At 35.8% G+C, this 21,819-nt stretch carries 15 protein-coding genes; 7 read left to right on the top strand and 8 right to left on the bottom strand.

Annotated features, from left to right (window positions below; genetic code table 11):
- Position 1: 1 nt before the first annotated feature.
- From ACM03V_RS01425 to ACM03V_RS01415, 3 genes are all read right to left on the bottom strand, one after another.
- Positions 2-1,099 carry a tocopherol cyclase family protein gene (locus tag ACM03V_RS01425; RefSeq protein ID WP_414618957.1) on the bottom strand — a complete coding sequence of 366 codons (1,098 nt, stop codon included), beginning with the start codon at positions 1,097-1,099 and terminating at the stop codon, positions 2-4.
- A 1,348-nt stretch (positions 1,100-2,447) separates the two neighbouring features.
- Positions 2,448-3,275, bottom strand: a complete 828-nt coding sequence (locus tag ACM03V_RS01420) for a metallophosphoesterase (protein WP_414618956.1) — start codon at positions 3,273-3,275, stop codon at positions 2,448-2,450.
- Positions 3,276-3,570: 295 nt separating this feature from the next.
- Complete coding sequence (locus tag ACM03V_RS01415; protein ID WP_414618955.1) at positions 3,571-4,398, bottom strand: metallophosphoesterase; 828 nt, start codon at positions 4,396-4,398, stop codon at positions 3,571-3,573.
- A gap of 335 nt (positions 4,399-4,733) precedes the next feature.
- On the opposite strand from ACM03V_RS01415, the gene ACM03V_RS01410 reads away from it, so the two are divergent.
- Positions 4,734-5,192: an orange carotenoid protein N-terminal domain-containing protein gene (locus ACM03V_RS01410; RefSeq protein WP_414618954.1), complete on the top strand. Its 459-nt coding sequence runs from the start codon at positions 4,734-4,736 to the stop codon at positions 5,190-5,192.
- A 193-nt stretch (positions 5,193-5,385) separates the two neighbouring features.
- Here ACM03V_RS01410 and ACM03V_RS01405 read toward each other — a convergent pair whose 3' ends face one another.
- On the bottom strand, positions 5,386-6,981 hold the full coding sequence (locus ACM03V_RS01405) for a GMC family oxidoreductase (protein ID WP_414618953.1): 1,596 nt from the start codon (positions 6,979-6,981) through the stop codon (positions 5,386-5,388).
- Between the two features lie 302 nt (positions 6,982-7,283).
- Positions 7,284-9,452, bottom strand: coding sequence for a DEAD/DEAH box helicase (locus ACM03V_RS01400; protein ID WP_414618952.1), 2,169 nt, complete (start codon positions 9,450-9,452; stop codon positions 7,284-7,286).
- 658 nt (positions 9,453-10,110) lie between these two features.
- On the opposite strand from ACM03V_RS01400, the gene ACM03V_RS01395 reads away from it, so the two are divergent.
- Both ACM03V_RS01395 and ACM03V_RS01390 read left to right on the top strand, forming a co-directional pair.
- Positions 10,111-11,208, top strand: a complete 1,098-nt coding sequence (locus ACM03V_RS01395; RefSeq protein WP_414618951.1) for a mechanosensitive ion channel family protein — start codon at positions 10,111-10,113, stop codon at positions 11,206-11,208.
- Between the two features lie 17 nt (positions 11,209-11,225).
- Positions 11,226-12,407, top strand: coding sequence for a mechanosensitive ion channel family protein (locus ACM03V_RS01390; protein ID WP_414618950.1), 1,182 nt, complete (start codon positions 11,226-11,228; stop codon positions 12,405-12,407).
- A gap of 123 nt (positions 12,408-12,530) precedes the next feature.
- Here the strand turns inward: ACM03V_RS01390 and ACM03V_RS01385 are convergent, their stop codons facing one another.
- A complete protein-coding gene (locus tag ACM03V_RS01385) occupies positions 12,531-14,135 on the bottom strand; it encodes a mechanosensitive ion channel family protein (RefSeq protein WP_414618949.1) in 1,605 nt (534 codons plus the stop codon).
- A 903-nt stretch (positions 14,136-15,038) separates the two neighbouring features.
- Between ACM03V_RS01385 and ACM03V_RS01380 the strand changes: the two genes are divergently transcribed.
- Together ACM03V_RS01380 and ACM03V_RS01375 are read left to right on the top strand one after the other, a co-directional pair.
- Positions 15,039-15,671: a type I restriction endonuclease gene (locus tag ACM03V_RS01380; RefSeq protein ID WP_414618948.1), complete on the top strand. Its 633-nt coding sequence runs from the start codon at positions 15,039-15,041 to the stop codon at positions 15,669-15,671.
- Positions 15,672-15,805: 134 nt separating this feature from the next.
- Positions 15,806-16,972, top strand: a complete 1,167-nt coding sequence (locus ACM03V_RS01375) for a cysteine desulfurase family protein (protein WP_414618947.1) — start codon at positions 15,806-15,808, stop codon at positions 16,970-16,972.
- Between the two features lie 78 nt (positions 16,973-17,050).
- Here ACM03V_RS01375 and ACM03V_RS01370 read toward each other — a convergent pair whose 3' ends face one another.
- Positions 17,051-18,382, bottom strand: a complete 1,332-nt coding sequence (locus tag ACM03V_RS01370; protein WP_414618946.1) for an ATP-binding protein — start codon at positions 18,380-18,382, stop codon at positions 17,051-17,053.
- A gap of 215 nt (positions 18,383-18,597) precedes the next feature.
- Complete coding sequence (locus ACM03V_RS01365; RefSeq protein WP_414618945.1) at positions 18,598-19,134, bottom strand: methanogen output domain 1-containing protein; 537 nt, start codon at positions 19,132-19,134, stop codon at positions 18,598-18,600.
- A 27-nt stretch (positions 19,135-19,161) separates the two neighbouring features.
- Here ACM03V_RS01365 and ACM03V_RS01360 point away from each other — a divergent pair, with 27 nt between their 5' ends.
- Together ACM03V_RS01360 and ACM03V_RS01355 are read left to right on the top strand one after the other, a co-directional pair.
- Positions 19,162-19,299 carry a hypothetical protein gene (locus ACM03V_RS01360; protein ID WP_414618944.1) on the top strand — a complete coding sequence of 46 codons (138 nt, stop codon included), beginning with the start codon at positions 19,162-19,164 and terminating at the stop codon, positions 19,297-19,299.
- A 956-nt stretch (positions 19,300-20,255) separates the two neighbouring features.
- The gene (locus ACM03V_RS01355) at positions 20,256-21,713 is read left to right on the top strand and encodes an aminotransferase class V-fold PLP-dependent enzyme (RefSeq protein WP_414618943.1); all 1,458 of its coding nucleotides are present in this window, start codon (positions 20,256-20,258) and stop codon (positions 21,711-21,713) included.
- Positions 21,714-21,819: the final 106 nt, after the last annotated feature.

Genomic DNA, 21,819 nt, shown 5'->3' with positions numbered 1-21,819 from the left:
TCTAGTCGCTAAGCCAGGAACTATCCCAGGGACCACCCCCTGTTTCTAATCCACATAAATTACTGGTTGCTTTCAGGATAGTTTTGGATTCAGCAGTATTTAATTCGCGCAATTCTAAAGTTAATTTTCCTTGCATGGTGTCGCGACAAGCAAATATTAAACCATTTTCGGTTGGCGCACGCAATTCTGTACCGGGTAAATCGGTAGTTCCCGTTAAAGTCACTTCGTATTGCGAATTTCTCGCGTGCATTTCCCATTTTCCCCAAGGTTCGATATTCCAACTAACTTGAGAATTCCAAGGTACAAACTCATAAAATTTACCTTGGTAATGCAAACCGATCATTGCTACAGATTCCATCCACCACAATACACCACGTCTACCTCCACCTGCGGTTAAAGCTAAATCTGGTTCGTCATCAAAACTATTACAGTTCAACCAAAACCATTTTTCGGGAAAAGCTCCTCCCCAGTTTTTTTCACTGTAAGCGGGTGCGTTGGTAAATTCATAGCGTTTACCATTCCAATCTATCCAACCGCTAGCGAAACCATGAGCCATCAAAATTTGCCATCCCGGCTCAAAAATCTGTAAGTAGGAGATCCAGCCTGCGGTTGATTGCTGAATGCTGCCTTTATTTCCCCAATAGTACACCGGCTGAATTTCATACTGCCAGCGACAGTAATTACCATTACTTGGATCGTAAATTATCCCTTGATTTAAAGTTGCTGTAGCTTGATAACCCTCTTGAATGTAGCTTTCAAACTCTACAGGAAGCAGATAAAGGGGTTGACTTTCTATATCAGTTTTCCCCCAATGCCCTAAAGCCAAAACATCAGGCTTTGCCCAAAATTTATTGACATCGGGAAAAGTACGCCACAAATATTCATCATTTGGGCCAAGAATTTGTGCTGCACCACCACTGTGAGGTTTGCCACCGATTGGATCTTCAATCGAATACATGAAAGCGAAAGTTTGATTTACAAAGGGTAGAGTTACTCGGTAATACCAACCTTCAAAAAAGCGACGTTCCCCACCATCCCAGTGGTAGCCACTATGAGGGGTTTGCGTCAAAGAAAGCGGGTTTTGGGGAAGAGGCAGCATAGAAAGTTAGCTTGAAGATATTTACTAGTATGAGCGATTATTTACAATTAATTAAAAGGTAATTTAAGTTGTTAATTTCATAATCTTATAAGAATAATAATAAATTTATTCTATGGTTATGAATACTGGTATCAAAAAAAAATTTACAAACTTTAAATCACTCTTCCGGATATATTAATCACCTTTCTAGAGATAGAACCACTTACTTCCTGCCAGAAGTTATTCTGAGAATATAGCAAGATGAAAGTTTAAAAAGCAACTACGAATCCTTCACAAATTAATTTATAGAGACGTGGCTTTTACTTCGTCTCTATTTTTTTTGTTAAGCAAAATCTTTGAAATCTGATATTTTCACTATTTTCAATTAGCCTTATAAACCGCCTTGGAATAAATTCCCAGGCTCAAATACAAAGTCTGATAAATCAGACTAGATAAGACTTTTAGTGCGTTTTAACGTACTTTGTATATTAGCCTTGAAATTGATTTCAAGGCGGGTGCTGAACCTTAAGGACAATGGTGCAAGATGTTAATTAAATAAGACTTACGCAAGCAGAACGACAAAACAAGTATTTCATAGATTTAGGATTTAGATCCCCCCAACCCCGCTTAAAGAAGATGGACTTTATGGAAATTCCTATTAAAAAAGGCTTTTAGCTATTTATAAGGCAAAAAGCAGGAGTAATTAATACTATATAAATTAGGAGTTACGCAACCGCAACGATAAATTAAGTATTCCCAACGTTAAGATCCCCCCAACCCCCCTTGAGAAGGGGGGCTTTGCGTAAGTCCTATAAATAAACAAACTTAGACAAATATTGCGAAAAATTACCAATAGTTACAGTCAGTAAAATAAGGTTTTAATTATAGAAAACAGGTGCTAACTTTATAAATAAGGCACAAGCGAGTTAAAACTCTAAAAAATAAATCTTTCGATTGGAGTTAGTGTCTCCCCCTCTAATCCCATCGCAATATCTCGATTGTTACATCCTTCAAACAAATAAATGCTATGTTTTCGCCTTTCCTTATATGAACAAGTGAGTTTGGAGGTTTTTACAAGCAGACAAAGAATACTGCTTGAATAGAAAATAACTCAGGATGTACATTGGGTAACAAGCGTTTCTAAAATTGCGATTCCGGTTCACCCTAGATTAAAAGTAAACTCTGATTTTCAACTCTTCTCAATTTACTAAATATTTAATAAACCGCTTTTAATTACTGACATCTTTCGGTCGTAACTAAAGGCGGTTTGTTCAGTTAGGAGTTAGGAGTTAGGAGTTATTAATTTTAGATTGAAAAGTTAATAGTTATAAATTAAGAGTTCTCCCCATCCCCCAATCTCCCCACTCCCTCACTCCAAAGTAATTACAGTAACTTCCGGCGGACAAAACAAGCGCCCTGGTAAATAAGTTCCTAAACCACGATTGACATATAGCTGATTTTTACCTACTTTGTGAAATCCCTGCGCCCATTCCCAATGTCGGAGAACTTTTACATAATCTGGTCGTAAAAATGGAATGAATTGCCGCACATTTTTGGGAATTATGCGAACTAATTCTTTGTAATAAACTACTAAAGGGCCAATATCGGGTAACACAATTTGTCCTCCGTGGCTGTGCCCTGATAGTTGCAAATCTACTCGCCACTGCTGCAATATTTGGGCTGTATCGGGATTATGGGATAAAACGATACGCGGTGTTGCATCGTCTAAGCGATCCATTACCGATGCCGGGTTAAATCCTCTTGACCAATATTCAGCTAATCCAACCAATGGTAAATCTTTTCCCAAAGGATAAGCAATTTCATTCCAAAGAACTTTTATATCAATACTTTCTAATGCTGCTGTAACTTCTGCCTTTGCAGTACGGTAGCATATATCATGATTGCCAAGTACGGCATAGATACCAGCGCGAGATTTTAAATGCTTAAGTCTTTTAACTAGTTTATATATTGGTGCGGGATCGTCGGTTACGTAGTCACCAGTTAAAACAACTAAATCCGGTTCAGCTTGATTGCTGGCGATTATAGCCTGCTTTAACATTTCTTCGGATAACCTCAAACCGTCGTAGTGCAAATCCGAAAGCTGCACTATACGAGTACCCCTAGTAGATGCTGGCAAACCCTCTATCTTAACTGAAAGTTTTTCTACACTTAAAGGACCAGTTAACAACCAATGCATAGGGCTAAAATTGCTTTTTGTACCAGCGCTTTTAGTCTATCACCAGTTATCAGTGAGCAGTGAACTGTTAGGTGTTAGGTGTTAGGTGTTAGGAGTTAGGAGTTATTAGATTTTGGATTATGTCCTTGCCGACACGCTGCGAAGACTGGATTTTGGATTAAAAGAGTTAGGAGTTAGGAGTTAGAAGCTAGGAATTAAGAATTTGGAATATTTTTCTACTCCCTCTACCCCCTCTACCCCGTCTAGCCCCTCTCCTTGTCCCCCAATCTCCCCATCCCCCCATCTCCCCATCCCTTCATTCCAAAGTAATAACGGTGACTTCTGGGTTACAAAAGAGCCTTCCCGGTAGATAAGTTCCTAAGCCACGATTAACGTATAGTTGATTGGTTCCGATTTGGTGAAATCCTTTTGCCCATTGCCAATTTCTGACTACTTTAAAAAATTCTGTTTTTACTAATGGCATCTTACGCCGCAGTTTTCTGGGCATACTGCGAACAATATTGCTATAAGTTGCGATCGCAGGGCCAATACCGGGGATTACAATATGACCACCATGAGTATGACCGGATAACTGTAAGTCTACTCGCCATTGCCGCAGGATATTGGCAGTATCGGGATTGTGAGATAAAACTATGCGCGGTTTTGCTGGATTTAACTGATTCATGACTAATTTTGGCTTAAAATCAGCAGACCAATATTCACCAAGCCCCACTAATGGTAATTCTTTTCCAAACGGATAAGCAATTTCGTTTTCCAGTACTTCAATTCCAACTCTGGTAAAAGCAGATGTAATTTTTGCTTTTGAGTGAGCGTAATGTAGATCGTGATTGCCAAGCACTGCATAGGTGCCGCAGCGACTTTGTAAATGCTTGAGTTGAAAGACTAATTTATTGATCGGATTTGGGTCATCAGTTACATAATCGCCAGTCAGAACTACTATATCTGGTTCCGCTTCGTTGCTAGAAATTATGGCTTTCTCTAACATTTTCTCTGATAAACGTAAGCCGTCATAGTGAAAATCTGTCATTTGCACTATACGGATACCTTTTAAGGATGCTGGCAAATCTGGAATGCGAACTGTTATTTTTTCTACAGTCAATGGTCCGGTCAGTAACCAGTGCATAAATAAATAAAGCCCATTACTTCAATACTCCTAGCGTATCAAAATCAATCTTTAGCAACAGTATATTAAAAAACTAGTTATGTCTATTGGTAGATGAAATTATCTTACTATTACAGTTTTTCTTTAACTAGTTTGGATTTCAATCAAAAAAGTAAATTAATTGATGAAAATTACGACTTGCTAAATACGACTTTGGTAAGAACCTATACTTTGCATCTGCCCTAAGCCATAATACCTATTTATGTCCCAAGCAGGGTTAATTCCGAGTTATCAATTTATTAAATATGTAAGAGAACGCAATTATTGATAATTCATCTTTCTCATAGGATAAATTCATGACTTTTACAACTGAAGAAAAAACAAGAAAAGCTCTAGAAGAATTTCGCGGCTTTGATGCTGATACCCAATTAGGTTTGTTATGGAATGGCTACTTGGAACTAAAAGACAACTTAACCCCTGTTAACCAAGATTCTGCACAGCAAACTGCTAAAGCTTTATTCGATAAAATCCAGGCAATGTCGAAGGAAGAGCAATTGCAAGCACAACGGGATATTGTTTCTGGTGCAAGCAGTGATATTAGTAGTTCATATACAGCTTTAAGCTCTAGCGCTAAGCTTGATGTATGGCTAAGACTTGCTCAAGGAATGGAAGGTGGAAGCGTTATTCAAGTACCAGATGACTATGAATTACCATCTAACACAGATGATTTTGTAAATTCCATCAAACAATTAGACTTTGAACAGCGCGTTAATTTTATGCGTAGTGCTGTAGTAGAAATGGGTGCTAAGTCTTAGTTAATTTTTAGCTAATTTTTAGTTAATTCTTAAATAACCTATTGTAGGGACGTGGTATTACTACGTCTCTATATTTTTAAAATATTTTAATTGTTTTTGTTTGTAGTAAGCGATTTATCCCTTTATTAAGTAGTCTTAAAACGAAAGACAAGGGCTAAAGTCTTTACTACGAACCGTCGGATTTTGATAATTGTTAATTGATAATTGATTTAATCATATCGGCGGCTTTTTCGGCAATCATAATTGTAGGAGCATTTGTATTACCGCCAATAATATTAGGCATTATTGAAGCATCTACTACTCTTAATCCTTGTACTCCATGAACTTGTAGTTTTGAATTAACTACCGACATTGAGTCATTACCCATTTTAGAAGTTCCGACTGGATGATATAAACTTTCTGCGGTGTTGCGAATAAAAGTATCAATATCTTCATTTGATTGAATTTGCAAACCGGGTATTATTTCTTCACCTCTAAATTTATCAAATGCTTGTTGCTGTAAAATTTTACGGCTGATTTTTACACCTGCTAATAGAATTTCTAAATCTTGTTGCTTTGCCAAAAAATCCGGTTGAATAACTGGAGGTTCTAAAGGATTGTTTGAGCGTAGAGTAATTTTACCTTTACTTTGAGGATATAAAAGTGTTGGACATAAAGTAAAGCCGTGTTCTTGACGATGACTAAAACCGTGATTTATTAAACAACCGGGAACAAAATGTAATTGGAGATTAACATTATCTAAATTTTTGGAAGTTTTTAAAAATCCGCCAGCTTCAGCTATATTTGAAGTTAAGGCTCCTTTTTTCAAAAGTAAATACTTGAGAATGTTATATGGCTTTTCGAGATTAGCTAAGGTAATAGGCTTTGTACATTTATAGGCGATTGGTACAAATAAATGGTCTTGTAAATTTTGCCCTACACCAGGTAAATCTATTAATACTGGGATATTTAATGATTTTAGATGTTTAGAACAACCAATCCCAGAAAGCATTAATAATTGAGGAGAATTGATTGCTCCGGCACTTATTATAAGTTCTTTGTTGATTTTAACTTCGTGTTCTATATTTTTGTTTTTAAGTTTATTTTGAAGTTCGTTTTGATAAATTAAACCAACAACTTGCTTTCCATCGAATAATATACGTGTAACCTGCGAATTAGTTTTGACAGTTAAATTTTTTCTAGATAATACAGGCTTTAAATAAGCAGTAGCGGCACTGTGACGTTGCCGATTTTTTTGATTAACTTGATAAAAGCCTACTCCTTCCTGCTCTATTCCATTAAAATCATCGTTGTGAATTAATCCAAATTCTGTGGCTGCTTTGAGAAAAACCTCAGAAAGAGGATTATGAGAAAGCAAATCGGTAGCGTGAAGAAGTCCTTTTATATCGTGATATTCGCTTGCACCTCTGGATTGATTTTCGGCTTTTTTAAAATATGTGAGTACTTCCTTACTACTCCATCCTTGATTGCCTAAATTCTGCCAGTTATCGTAGTCATCGGAATTGCCTCGAATATAAATCATGGCGTTAATTGAACTACTTCCACCTAAAACCTTTCCACGAGGAAAATAAAGCTGACGATTGTTAAGATTAGATTGTTTTTCTGTATAAAAAGCCCAATCATATTTGGTTTTAAATAAATCTGGATAACCCGCAGGAATATGAATTTTTTGGGATTTATCTGGGTTCCCAGCTTCTAAAAGTAATACTTTAATTTGAGAATTTTCTGTCAAACGATTCGCTAATACGCAACCAGCAGAGCCTGCACCAACAATTACATAATCGTACATGGGAGTTAGTTGTTAGAAGTTACGAGTTACTTAATAATTTACATCTTGCACCATTCTCGTTAAGCTTGAATAACCGCCTTGTAAGCCGGAGGCTTTCTCGCAGAGAAATAAATTTCAAGGCTCATATACAAAGTACGTTAAAACGTACTGAAATCCATGCCCAGTCTGATTTATCAGACTTCATATATGAGCCTGGGAATTTATTCCAACGCGGTGTTGAGAATCGTGCAAGATGTTAATTACTAATTATCCCCCCATCCCCCCATCCCCTTGTCTCCCCATCTTCCATCCCCTCATCCCCCCTACCAAAGCGCAACTTGCTGTCTAACTTCTTCCATATTCAAATAATCGGTTGCAAAAGCTGTTCTTAATAATGGATGAGGAATAAATTTATCGTATTTCTGTATTTCTGGTGCTTCTGCATCTGCTACTAAATGTTCATTAACTATGCGTTGTTTGCACAAAGATAAAATTTCGGGTTCGAGTTGTTCAAATTTACCTTTTCCTAGTTTTAGTATGATGAAATAAGGATTGACTCCACCAAGAGATTTAATTTCTAATGACTCTCGACAAAAATTATTTAATAATCTCTGGAAAGTGTTGTAAGCAACTGTACCCATCCAAGGGAAAATGCAGCATTTACCTTTTTCTAGTTTAATTATATTGCGTTTGTCTAACTCAAAGTCTGAAGCTAATTGACGTGCTTCTTGTAATCTGATTTTTGCGTTTGTTTGCAAATAAGCATATTCTGTATCTTCTAATAAAACGCGACGCATACGTTGTAATATTTTGCTATGAATTGTACCAGTTCCACCGCGCCAAAATATACCGGCTTTACCTTCTACTGGTTTAACAAATATTGTTTTTTTCGCAAAATCTACGTCTAAAACTTCCCAGGTTTTCCCTGCCAATCCGAATTGACTGCCTACTTTAGGCACTATAACAATCGTACCGATATCTGTTGAATCATGTTTAACGCTAAATTCAATAGTTTCAGGAAATACAGCATAAAACTGAAATCTCTTGACTATTTTTTCACCAGCTAACCCAAGGATTAGTTTACCTGATTCAGTTTTATTAATATGGTCGATGCTAACTAAATAACGCAGCAATAATTTATAATCTTCTTGAGAGATATATTGAAAAGATGATAAATTAAAAACCTTTTGGGCAAGAGCAGATGGTGAAATTTCTTTTGTTGCTGCCAAAATACTCATAGTTTGATGATAAAGCAGACTCAATGGATATTTTATGGGTTCAATAGGTTCAATCCATTTGTCTTCTAAATAAAGTTGAATTATTGCTATTGACTGTAAAAGTTGCCAGGGAATTTGTTTGGGAAGTGGTGCTTCTAAAGGTGGCTGTTTTTCCGGACAAACAAAGCGCATATCCGCAGGTTCTCCCCTTCTTCCGCTGCGCCCTAAACGTTGCAAAAAACTTGCTACAGAAGAAGGTGATTCTAACTGAATGACTCGCTGTAAATAGCCAATATCTACTCCTACTTCTAAAGTCAACGTTGCAGCCGTTACCGCTGGTTGATGGGGTTCGCGCATGGCATTTTCGGCGATTTGTCGCAGGAAAGCGGATATACTGCCATGATGGACGTGATAAATATCTGGCTGTCTTTCACTTGCAGCAATTTGACGTAAAGATGCAATGACAGATTCGGTTTGCGATTTATTGTTAGCGAAGATAAGACATTTACGAGATTGAGTTAAATTAAATATATATTTATCGCAATCGGTGATTTCTGAATTATCCGCTTTTTCCGGAACGTAAAAGTGTTCTAAAGCTAGTTTAATTTGTCGCTTTGCTGCCTCAATTTTTGGCGTAATTACGGATTTATTGGTACCGGAGCTAAGCCAATCTTCCGCAAGAGAATAATCGCCCAAAGTTGCCGATAAACCGATTCTACGGTGTTTATTTTTAGTTAAATTTGCCAATCTTTCTAACTGACAAAGAATTTGACAACCTCTTTCGGTACCCATGAAAGCATGAATTTCATCGATGACTACAAAACGTACATCGCCAAAAAGACGGATTAAATCTTCATGCTTATTAATTAATAAACTTTCAAAAGATTCTGGTGTTATTTGCAGAATACCCGACGGGTTTTTTAAAAGCTGTTTTTTTCTAGTTTGAGAAACATCTCCATGCCAATGGGAAACTGGAATATCGGCTTCTCTTAATAAGTCGTTCAAACGTTCAAATTGGTCGTTAATTAATGCTTTAATAGGACCTATATAAATTGCCCCTACAGTTTTAGACGGTTTTTCGTATAAATGGGTTAAAACTGGTAAAATAGCAGCTTCTGTTTTACCCGAAGCCGTACCTGCTGCAACCAATAAATGGGCATCAGTATCAAATATTACTTCGCAAGCGGCAGCTTGTACTGGTCTTAATTCCGTCCAGTTATTCTTGTAAATATATTCCTGGATAAAAGGTGCGAGTCTATTATATGCATCGCTCATAATTTTGATGCTATAACCTTAGTTGGTAATTAATTGATGCACCTAATACTTTAACTCGATTGGTGATAAGCCGGGAACTGACAATTGGCGTTAAGCGTTCACGCAGTGAGTTGTTAGATAATCGCTCACCTTTATGTATCGCATATAAGTAATAAGTACATTTTTTCTTAACGCTGTAATTATTGCCCATCACAGGCAATTTATGAACTCTATTTTCCTGGCACACATAAAATTGTCCACTGTACATAAGTAGATATTTTTACCTATGATTTTTGTTAGCTACTTAAAATAGTGCCTTTTAAAATGTATCAATTAATTTGACTGATATCAAGTTTTTCAGTATTAATAGTAAATAATATCGATGGCAGAGAAAAACGTTTTGTACTTGGAAAATAATTTATAGCGATGTAGCAAAAAGTAAGATTATCTAAAAATAATGTATTAAAGACCACGTTATACTGATTCAATACTTTCAGCGATCAATTATTTTAGGTAGTATAAAACACTATGAAATCAAAGCTATTTTTTTTATAATTTGTGAGAACTAAAATAAGTGCGGGAACTTGCTGAGACATTGTAGAGACACAATGACTTAGATTTTAGGGATTATTGGGATTTTTCTTTAATCACTCATAGCTCAAATTCAGGAGATTTTTTGATGATGGAATTGTTGTCGAATAATATTTTTTTTAGTGCCAAAATTCAATTGACATTTGTTGTCACAGTATTTAGCTTTATAGCATTTTTTACTGGTCGTGTCTTTCCTCAAATAGCGAAATCTTGCTTAAATTTGTTTGTTTCTTCCCAAGCTGGTGAGAAAACGGAAAAATTGTTGCTACCTTACAAACAATTAATTGGACTTGCTTTCGGATTAGGATTTATGGAGATTGTTGCCCTATTTGTCCCCGTACTCGATGATTATCCAGTTATAGAAAAAATCATTAGTCTAATTTTAACTATAGAAGCTTGCTGGTTATTTTCTCGCATCTTCGGAAAATATATTGATGAATATATTTTAGAATCTGCTTTAAAAAGCGGTCGTAAAGCTAACAGCGAACTATTAAATTTAGCAAAGTATACAGCTTACTTAGCCATTATTTTTGTTGGCTTTATTTTCTTTGCTCAAACTCATAATATAAATATATTTAGTTTATTAGCTAGTTTAGGAATTGGTGGTGTAGCATTTGCTTTCGCGTCTAAAACAACAATAGAGCAACTTCTTAGTGGTGTTGTATTATATATCGACCATCCCTTTTATATTGACGATTATATTGGCTTACCAGATGGTACTTTTGGGCGAGTTGAATCTATTGGTTGGCGCTCTACAAAAATTCGTACTTCGGGTAAAGGAACCGTGATAGTAATTCCGAATAATTCTCTAACTCAAATGAGTATCGAAAACTTTTCTGGTGCTAAAAAGGTAATTTCAATTCTTTCTTTAAACTTTACTCGCAAAATTGAACCCAAAGAACAAGCATTAATCGAACAGGTTGTTTTAACAAGTACAAAAGATATTTTTGGACTTGATTCACGCAGTACTCGTATAGATTTTAGAACTCTAAATAAAAACAGCGAACCAAAGACTCAAGCTCAAGTTAGCTTATTTATATTAGGTTCTGGTAAAGTCTCGATGGAATTGCGTCGGCAATTACTTGATGTGGCTACACAAACTATTAATCAGAAGTTAAAAGGATACGGTATCGATTTCAATATAGAAGAACCGACTATCTATGTAGATGCGCCCGTTACAATCTAGAGTTAACTATGAAAATTATGAATCAAATACTTGATTTTGTATTAAGAGAAGATATCCGTAACTTAGAAATATTTATTTTATGCGTTATTGCTTCTTTGTTTATCGGAAGATACACTCCCTTACTAATTAAAGTAGCTGTTAACCGTTTCTTGCCTCCACAAGTAACTGATATCTATGAAAAATTAATCTATACAAACCGTCAAGCTTTAAAATGGGCTGGTACTTCAATCTTAATTTTATTATCTTTAGGTCTAATTTCTGAGTATAAAGGCTTCTATGAATTTTTAAGTAACGTAGTGCAATTAGCAGTGATCCTCAGCATTGCTTTTTTAGCTTCCGGTGTTTTTCGGCAATTGATTAGAACATATGGTATTACTATTATTCGTAAATTGGGCTATCAGGCTGACGATTTACTATTAATTGTTGAAACTATTGTGAATCTGACTATAGGATTTATTGCTGTTTTAGTTTTTGCTAACGATAGATTTAATTTAGTTGGTTTAATCACTGGTTTGGGAATTGGTGGATTAGCAGTTGCTTTTGCTGCTCAAAAAACTTTAGAGCAATTCTTAGGTACTATTGTTATATATTTAGATCGACCTTTTACTACAGGTGAATATATTCATTTACCGTCATCGAGTAGCTACGGAGCAGAAATTTATGGAAGAGTTGAATCTATCGGATTTCGTTCTACAAAAATTCGTTCTTCTGGTAAAAGTACTTTGATGATTGTACCTAATTCTATATTAGCTAATGTAGAAATCGAAAACGTAACCCGTGGAAAAAAAGTCATGGTGTTGCTATACCTTGACTTTAATCAAAAGCTACTTGATAAAGGACAGGCTTTAGTAAGACAAGTAGTTGAAGACAGTATGGAATCACTTTTTGGGGTACAACCTGATAGCACAAAAGTAGTTTTTGAAGATTTAAACTCAACTTCTCAGACAACGAACACCGATCTTTCTGATAAAATTCATGCGACAACTACGGATCTGACTACCGACACAGATTTACAACCAGAACATACTAGAGCTAGAATTACTTTCTTTCTTTTAGGTTCAAACCAAAATTCTCTTGAGTTGAAAAAACAATTATTAAATTTAGCAAATGAAAAGGTTTCTTATAAATTGAATAATTTTGGTATCGAGTTTATCATGCAAGAACCTAATATTTATATTGAAGCTCCAGTGACAATTTAGGATTGGGAATTGGGCATGATTAGATAAGGAGAGGGGGTAGAGGGGGGAGAATTTTTAATTTATAAATAATTCCTAACTCCGGTGGTACTAACTGTTTAAATCCAAAATCTAAAATCTAAAATCCTATGCCCCATTCCCATTTTTCCCATTTTGCTGTACAGAATTTCGTAATAAAGCTTGTTCTATTTCTGGTGAAAGTTTGACGGGTAATTCGCCAGTGCGTAAATGTAAGTCTCTTTGCGGGAATGGAATTTCAATTTTATATTCTTTCAAAGCTGCTTCAATTCGGAAACATAAATCGCTTTTAATTGATATTTGATGGCTGGGTGCATTTATCCATACTAATAGTTCAAAATCTAAGGAACTGTCACCAAATCCGGTAAATAATACTTGGGGTTGAGGAACTGAAAGCACTTCAGGATGATTTTTTCCGGCTTCTAAAAGTGCTTTTTTGACAACTTTTACATCAGCACTATAAGAAACTCCTATTGGTACATGAATCCGGGAAATGGGATTGTGATGACTCCAATTAATTACTTCGTCTTCCAAAAAACGTGAGTTTGGTACAATTATTGAAACTCTATCTAAAGTACGAATCGTTACACTGCGGGCACCGATACTTTCAACATTCCCCATATAGTTTCCAACTTCAATAAAATCACCTACCTGAATTGGTCGTTCAAATAATAATACAAGTCCGCTACCAAAGTTTTTAGCAATATCTTGAAAACCAAAACCAATACCTACACCCAAGGCACTAGCTAAGATTGCTAAAGAACTTAAATCAACTCCGAAAATTTGCAGCAGTACAACCGAACCTACCCCAATAAACGTATATTTAAAAATAATTGCAATAACTTCCTGCGCTCCACGACTGATTCGCAGTACTCGCAAAATTCGCGATCGCAATATATTAGTTACAGCACCAGAAAGTATAATTAATCCTAGAAATAAACCAATTAAAACTAAAATACCTGTAACTGAGAAGTCTTTAAAAATTGGGGAAGTCAGGCTAATTTGTATACTAGCGGCAATATCAAAGCTCCATTGCCGCGTTACCGGAAATAAATTGGTAATATAAAGAGCTACACCTACCCAAAGTGCCGTTCGCACTAAAAATAAGGTCGCTTTTAAGAGTATATTTAAGCTACTTTGCTGTTGATTTTCATCGGCAGAACCTACAGAAGTTACAAGTGGGGAAACATTACGCTGCAATATTTTCCATACTTTTCCTAAAGCAAAATGAAGTGCAATTGTTAGCACCACAAGTATTAAACTTAAAATTAATGTCCGATTAATAAACTCTTCACTCCTTTCTTCTCGGGCTTTCTCAACTGTTTCGCGAATTATCTTTGCCCAATTTTCGGCTTGTATATTCGGATTTTCAGCAGAAACCGCGTCTTTATCGGTAACAGTGAATTGAGAATTTTCTCCAACTAAAATTTTTGCATATTTTTCGCCTTTTTCAACCCTCACTTGGGGTAGCTTTTCAGAGTTTACTGCTTCTTGAAGAATTTTATTGATGATTTCAGCCCTTTCTTTAGCTGTAGTACCTTCGGTACTAACAACTCGAAAAACTTCACTACCATCAATGTCTACAGGAGCAGATTGAGTAGACTGCGCCATTGCGTGTGTAAACTGCAAGCTGATTGCAAGCACCAAAATTACTATTGCTGCTTTTACTAGCTTAAAATACTTATTGTCGCGTAAGTTCGGTTTATTTCTCATATTTACTGGTATAACTAAATAAAATGGTATTATATGAAACTAAAAATTACGTAAAATCTTTTACGGATTGTACAAATCTCATATATGTTAAGACCATTAATACACAATGCCATCAGTCTCTAGGATAGGCTTATTGGTTTCATCTTTAAGTATAAAAAATGTTTATAAAACACTTGTACGATCCCTTCGGAATTGCATAAAGCTTCACATTTGCCCATATTTCCTTGCTGACAAGAACGCGGTAATCTGGATTTAGTTCCCAGGATTGAGTTATTAGTTATCACTTAGCAGTTATTAGTAACCAGTTATCAAAAATTAATTATCAATAGTTCTTCAGTAGTTAATATGCTGAAAATTGAGTTTAAAATCCTGAAACTTATATTAAATAAAAATTATCTATTTCAATAAGTAACATAATTTACGAATCCAATTTTCTTCATCTGTTCCCTTTTCTCTGTTCGTTCCAAACCTATAAATCCAACTGTTTAATTAACATCCCTTTGAACTGAAAAACCTTATTAATTAAAGGTTTATTATTAAGGTTCTTCAGTACTTGGTATGTTAATTAAATAGTCGTGAAAAGGCAGAAGGCAGAGGGCAGAAGGCAGAAGAAAAAAAAGGACGATATTAGTAAAAAAGGACGTAAACAAGAGACAAAGCCTTTGCCCAGCAAGTATTACAGCGGTTTATTACTTATGATTTAGCATACTATGTAATGATGAGCCATTATTAATAACTCCTAACTCCTCTTCACAATCTCCTCATGCTTCTTGTACAAAATTACTCTTGCTGATTATGTTTACTTCTAAAAAATAAGGATGTCACGATATATTGGCTAGAACTACAGTTATTAAGAAGTTATTTTTCGGTTATTATAGATAAAATTGCTTGTGTAAATAAACTATGGTTCAAATTATCCAAGCTCAAAATATAAATGTTGCTTATCTAGAAGAAAATTTTAAATTACATAAATCAGATAGCGAAGATTTTTTTTCCGAATGGTTGCAAAATTTACCTGAGATCAATGATTTAGAAAAAAAATTTTTAGATAGAGTCAAAGCTAACTTCTTACATTTAATAATGCAGCCACCATTTTTAGAAAATGCGGTGAAAATGGTGGTTTTATCTCCCTTATTAGATTTAGCTAGTTTCTATAACAATCCTTTTTATCTAGCAACTGAAAAATCTATCGAACTTGCCGTACAAGATAAAGATGAAATTGTCAGAGGTAGAATAGATGTTTTAGTAGTTCAACAACAATTATGGTTATTGGTAGTTGAATCTAAAAAAGCAAGTTTTTCTTTGTTAGAAGCCATACCCCAAGCATTGACTTATATGCTAAATAATCCCAATAAGGAAAAACCTGTATTTGGATTGGTAACAAATGGCAGCCATTTTACTTTCTTGAAACTAACAATCCAAGATAAACCCGTTTACGCAATGTCTGATGAATTTACATTATTTAGAAGACAAAACGAACTATATCAAGTTTTGAGTATTCTGAAAAAATTAAGCAGTATTATCAATGAGCAGTGAACAGTTAGGAGTTAGGAGTTAGGAGTTAGGAGTTACTAAGGTTAAAGCTTAAAAATCTCCTTGTCCCCATCTCCCCATCTCCCCATCTCCCCCTCTCTCCATCTCCTTGTCTCCCCCTCTCCCCACTAGCAACCATGTCTCAACGTCCCATCTACCTAGATTGCCACTCCACAACACCCGTTGATGAAAGAGTATTGAATGCAATGCTACCTTACTTCACCCAACACTTTGGTAATCCTTCAAGTATTAGTCATATTTACGGTTGGGAAGCGGAAGCTGCTGTAAAAAAAGCACGAGAAACAATTGCAGTAGCTATTAACGCAACTCCCGAAGAAATCATTTTTACCAGCGGTGCGACGGAAGCCAATAATTTAGCTATTAAAGGTGTTGCAGAAGCTTATTTTTCTCAAGGGCAGCATATTATTACCGTACAAACCGAACATAGTGCAGTCATAGATCCTTGTAATTATTTAAAAACTCTCGGTTTTGAAATTACTTTTCTTCCCGTACAAAAAGATGGCATTATTAATCTTAAAGAGTTAGAAAAAGCCTTTCGCGATGATACTATCCTAGTTTCAGTCATGGCTGCAAATAACGAAATCGGGGTTTTGCAACCGCTGGCAGAAATTGGTGCAATGTGTAGGGAACGCGATATCATTTTCCATTCAGATAGCGCTCAGGCGATCGGTAAAATACCCTTAGACGTACAAGCGATGAATATTGACTTGATGTCATTAACAGCACATAAAGTCTACGGTGCTAAAGGAATCGGAGCTTTGTACGTGCGTCGGCGCAACCCCAGAGTTAAACTAGCTTCCCAGCAACATGGCGGCGGACAGGAACGAAATATACGGTCGGGTACATTATATACACCGCAAATAGTCGGATTCGGTAAAGCGGTAGAAATTTCCTTAGAAACTCAAGCTACAGAAAACGAATTTTTAGCTCAATTAAGGCAAAGCTTGTGGGAACAGATTTCGCAATTAAAAGGAATTCATCTTAACGGACATCTTAATAAAAGATTAGCGGGAAATTTGAATATTAGCGTTGAGGGGGTTGATGGTTCGGCATTATTGTTAGGATTGCAGCCGATAATGGCAGTTTCCTCTGGTTCAGCTTGTTCGTCAATAAGTACGGCACCTTCACACGTTTTAACAGCATTAGGTCATTCCGAAAAATTAGCTTATGCTTCCGTGCGTTTTGGTATCGGAAGATTTAATACAGTTGAAGAAATTAATCAAGTTGCAGAACATTTTGTTTCTACAGTAGAAAGTTTGCGAAAACAAGCTGTGATGGTTTAGATATTAATTGATAGTTCGTAGTAGCGCTTCAGCGCCTCTGGAATCCGGAGGCGCTGAAGCGCTACTACGAACCTTTAATTACTTTTGACAAATGGGAATTTCAATAATAAATTCTGTACCATTTCCTCGTGAAGATAGATAAGATAATTTACCGTGATGTTTATCTACAATAATTTGATGGCTAATAGATAAACCCAATCCCGTACCTTTACCAACTTCTTTGGTTGTAAAGAAAGGATCGAATAGTTTAGACTGAATTGATAATGGAATTCCCGAACCGTTATCAGCAATGCGAATTACAATATTGCTTTTGTCAGATAATTCTGTAGAAATAAGAATATGAGGGATAAAATTTTGATTTTTCTTTACTTCATCTTCTAATGCATCAATAGCATTAGCCAAAATATTCATAAAAACCTGATTCAATTGTCCGGCATAACAATCAATTTTGGGTAAAGAAGAATAATCTTTAATTACCTCAATTTCATGATGATTGGATTTCAATTTCAAGCGATTGTGTAAAATTAGCAGGGTACTATCAATACCTTGATGGATATCTACCTTTTTGAATTCAGCTTCATCAACTCGGGAGAAATTCCGCAGCGATATAACTATTTCTTTGATTCTTTCTGTACCATGCTGCATTGAATCAAGCAATTGAACAAAGTCTTGTTTGATAAAATCTAGTTCAACCGCTTCGATTTCTGCTTCGATTTCTTTTGGGGGTTTGGAATAGTGTTTTTGATAAAGTTCAATAATTCTAATTAAATCTTGAGCGTATAAACTTGCAGGAACAATATTGCCATAAATAAAGCTGACGGGATTATTTATTTCATGGGCAATACCTGCAACCATTCTACCGAGAGCAGACATTTTTTCGCTATGAACTAGTTTTGACTGCGTGCGTTTGAGTTCGTCAAGAGTTTCTTCTAAATCTTTTGCTTTTTGTCGCAACAAAGCTTCTGATTGTCGTAAGGCAATTTCTGCCATCGACTCGTCGATTTTTTTATTCAGTAAAAGAAAGTTATTACTTGCTAAAGAGCGACTTTTTAAACGTAAAAGAATTGTAGCATTAGAATGGGGAGAAGACGGTTGAAACAGTGCGCCTTCACAACGACAACACATTGAAGTTTGTCCGTCATCTTGATAAAACGACAAACACCCAAGAACCATTTGCCGACTTCTTGAACAAGCTTGTAAATACTGAATAACTTTATTCAATGGCTCTGCTACTACATCAAAAAGCATTTTATTTTGTAGTTTTTTATAAGCTAAACCCAGCATTTTAGTTACAGCTTTATTGCTAGCTAAAATTTCACCCTCGCTGTTGAGGAGTAACATCGGTTCTGGCAAAACACGGGCAAGCTCAACAAACTGTTCGGGAGTTATTGAAATTTTATCTTTTAACATTTTCTTCTCTTATTAACTAATTGAGTTTAAATCCAAATAATCATGTCATTAAAAGTCAATTCAATCAAAAAAATAACTATTTATACTGACATTTGTAAAAGGCTAAATAGCCCAATTTATGAAAAGGCTTGCTCCTATTATTACCCTTTACTAATATTTCTTCTTCCCTGTTGCCTATTCCCTGTTTACTGTTACCCTATTAAAAAAGCTATTTTTTATCCCTTAAAATATTCTCTCCCAACGGCTTCTTCGGCTTCTTCTGTATGTTCTAAATAAACTACAACTCTGCATCCAGAATCACCATTAGCGATAGTTTCTTGCAACTCAACTTTGGCATAACCAAGATTATCGGCAGCTATCGAACCAAAGACGTTAGAAGTCATCATACACATTGAGGGGCGATCGAGAACTTTTTCACCAAAAGGACAAACATGGTTGCCAAAAACAATCTTTTCATCACTTTGCTCGATGATATAAAAATCACCTTGAATGCGTTTTTTTAAATCAACTAAAACCTCAGCAATTTGCTCGCGAGAAAGATTGGATAATTTAAGGGCTGATTTATATTCCTGGTTAATTTGTCCGCCCATAGTTTGCCCTACGACGCTGATAAACCCAGAAGCTTCTTCTAAGCCAACCAAATCCTGCAACGTACCAGATAATTCGCGAATTAAGGTGCTGAAAAATCCTTCACGCTCCAAGGGAAGGTTCAAAGTATTACTTGTATTTTCTGAAACTTTTGATTTAGTCATAATTACTTATATTTTTGAAATGAAAGTTTGAATTTACGCATAACTTTGGCGATCGCGTTATTACAAGCGATGAGCCGCATCTTAGTCATTGTTGAACGGGCAATTTTGGGATTGCTTCCTTATAGGGAGCCTATCCTAAAGCGGCAATGTGGTAGTAATAACTAATGTTTTTACGTAATTACTCAACTATTTAGGTGTCAGTCTTATATTTCCCAAAAATGTCTTGGGAATAACATTTACCATTTAAGATTTATAAAATTGTTAAATATAGTCTGGGTAAGCACTTAGGCAAAGTCTTTTGAAGATGGTGCAATTATTCCCCCCAAGTTAAATTACGAGAAAATAAAATTTATTTTCCTTCAAGCTTGGGCAGAAACTATAAGTATGAAGTATTCGAGGTATTAATCTCGGCAGCAAGTCTCTATGCATTACGAAGAAATCAGCATAAAAACAACAATGAGCAAAATTTCATCCTTCCTAAGTTATATTTTAATATACACCTAATTTAATATGCGAATAATGTACTCTTTAGTACATTAGGTGGATGCTTTTATGACTGTCTGCTGAATAGTAGTGATTTCAAAGCTTTTAAGATATTTGCCGCTTTTGTTTTACAGGTAAAAATCAATTTATGTGATGCGATAAAAGTCAATAAACGGACACATTTACGTAAAATACCTGAATAGATTAAGTTCAAAGCTAACGATCTTATTTTAAGTTAATATACGTAAGACATGCATTATTTATGATAATTTTATACTTTTACCTAAATAATAAAACTCAGATATAAGCTTAAATTAGCCATAATTAATCAAAACAGCCTATTCTTAGTTGCTTTTTTTTTAAATCGTTAATTTATTTTATTTCAAAAAAACTTAATCAAACCTTTGTATTATAACTAACGTTGTAATTATAGATACATTTATTTAAGATAATTCAATATAATTTCGGTTACATCTTTGGTTGAATTGTTAAAGAATCATTTCATACTCAAAGAATTCAACTAGCGAATAAGTATTGTTGAACACCATATTAGTAATAAGAAGTGATATTATAGCACTTTTCTTGACGGTGGTGAGAGTAAAGCTTGTGAAAAAACAATAATTAACGGGGTAATAGAAATGGCAGAAGTCCTTGCATTGAATGAGAAAGTTTTGCAAGAAGTAGTTAGTTTGCCATTGCGTAACGATCGCGATATTGATAATTTTTGGGAGCGGGAAATTAGACCGCTATTTAATTTAGAATCTTTATTTTTTAGAGTAAAAACTTTAGACGGAAATTATGTTAACTACGTCAATTTAGATAACGGAGCTACAACCAATCCCTTTGCCCAACTCAAGCAGTATATTGATGACAAGCTGGATTCTTACGGTAGCGTGCATCGAGGCTCTGGGCAGAAATCTATTATTACTACCCAAGAATACGATTCGAGTCGAGACGTTATCCGGGATTTTGTTAACTCCAGCGCTAACAACTATGTAATTTTTTCCAAGAATACCACCGAAGCCATCAATGGAGCAGCAACGCTTTGGGCAAAAAGAGCTGGAAAAATCTTAGTCTCCGATATCGAGCATTCTTCAAACTTACTTCCTTGGGTAACTAGAGACGAGGTAGTTCAGTATAGAACCCAACCAGATGGAAGCGTTGATTTAGCTGAAATCGAGAATATCCTCAAAGCACATCAGCAAAAACCAGAAAACGAACGAATTAAGTTGCTGACAATGACTGGTGCTTCGACAATTACAGGGTACAGACCACCTATCTACGAACTGGCAGCTTTAGCACATCGGTACGGTGCGAAAATGTTTGCTGATGTGTGTCAATTGATTCAGCACGAAAAAGTAGATATGCGTCCCGATGATGACCCATGTCATTTAGATTTTGTGGCTTTTTCAGGACACAAAATGTATGCTCCCTATGGAACTGGAGTTTTATTAGGACCAAAAGAATTTTTTGATGATTGCTACCCTTACCAAATCGGTGGCGGTAATTTACCTTACATAACAAGAAACTTAGAAATAAAGCGTTTTTATACCGAAAGAGCGCACGACCCCGGAACACCCAACGCAATGGGTGCGATCGCCATTGCTAAAGCGATTCATATTATCGAATCACTCGGACGCAAGCGTATTGCCAACTACGAGCATTCTTTGGTTGAGTACACATTTACCAGACTGCGCCAGATTCCCGATGTCAAGGTACATATTACAGGTGAGGACATTGCCCACGTAATACCCTTTGATATTGATGGATTTGATGGACGTTTGGTAGCGGAAATCCTAGCGCAGGAATACGGAATTGGAGTGCGGGCTGGGGCTTTCTGTACTTATGAATATATCCGCAAGCTGAAGAACATTTCCGATCAACGAGATTTAGAAATAGCTGCCGAAGTTGACAGAGGAATTACCCGCAATATTCCGACCATTATTCGAGCCAGCTTCGCCGTATACAATACTTTTGACGATTGCGATCGCTTTTTATCTGCGATTTCAGAGATTGCTCAAAATAAAGCCGAACACTATCTATCTTCTTACCAACAGGATGAAGCTACAGGTGTTTGGACGGTGATAGAGAGTTAGGAGTTAGGAGTTAGTAACAATGATAAGGTTTGTAGTAGCGCTTCAGCGCTTCCGATAAGATGCGCTGAAGCGCTACTACAAACAAATTTTTTTTGGGGATAATAGC

The sequence above is a fragment of the Calothrix sp. CCY 0018 genome, assembly GCF_963920925.1.
Lineage (GTDB): Bacteria > Cyanobacteriota > Cyanobacteriia > Cyanobacteriales > Nostocaceae > Rivularia.
Note: the sequence above shows the minus strand (reverse complement) of the source record. Positions and strands in the feature narration are given on the sequence as shown.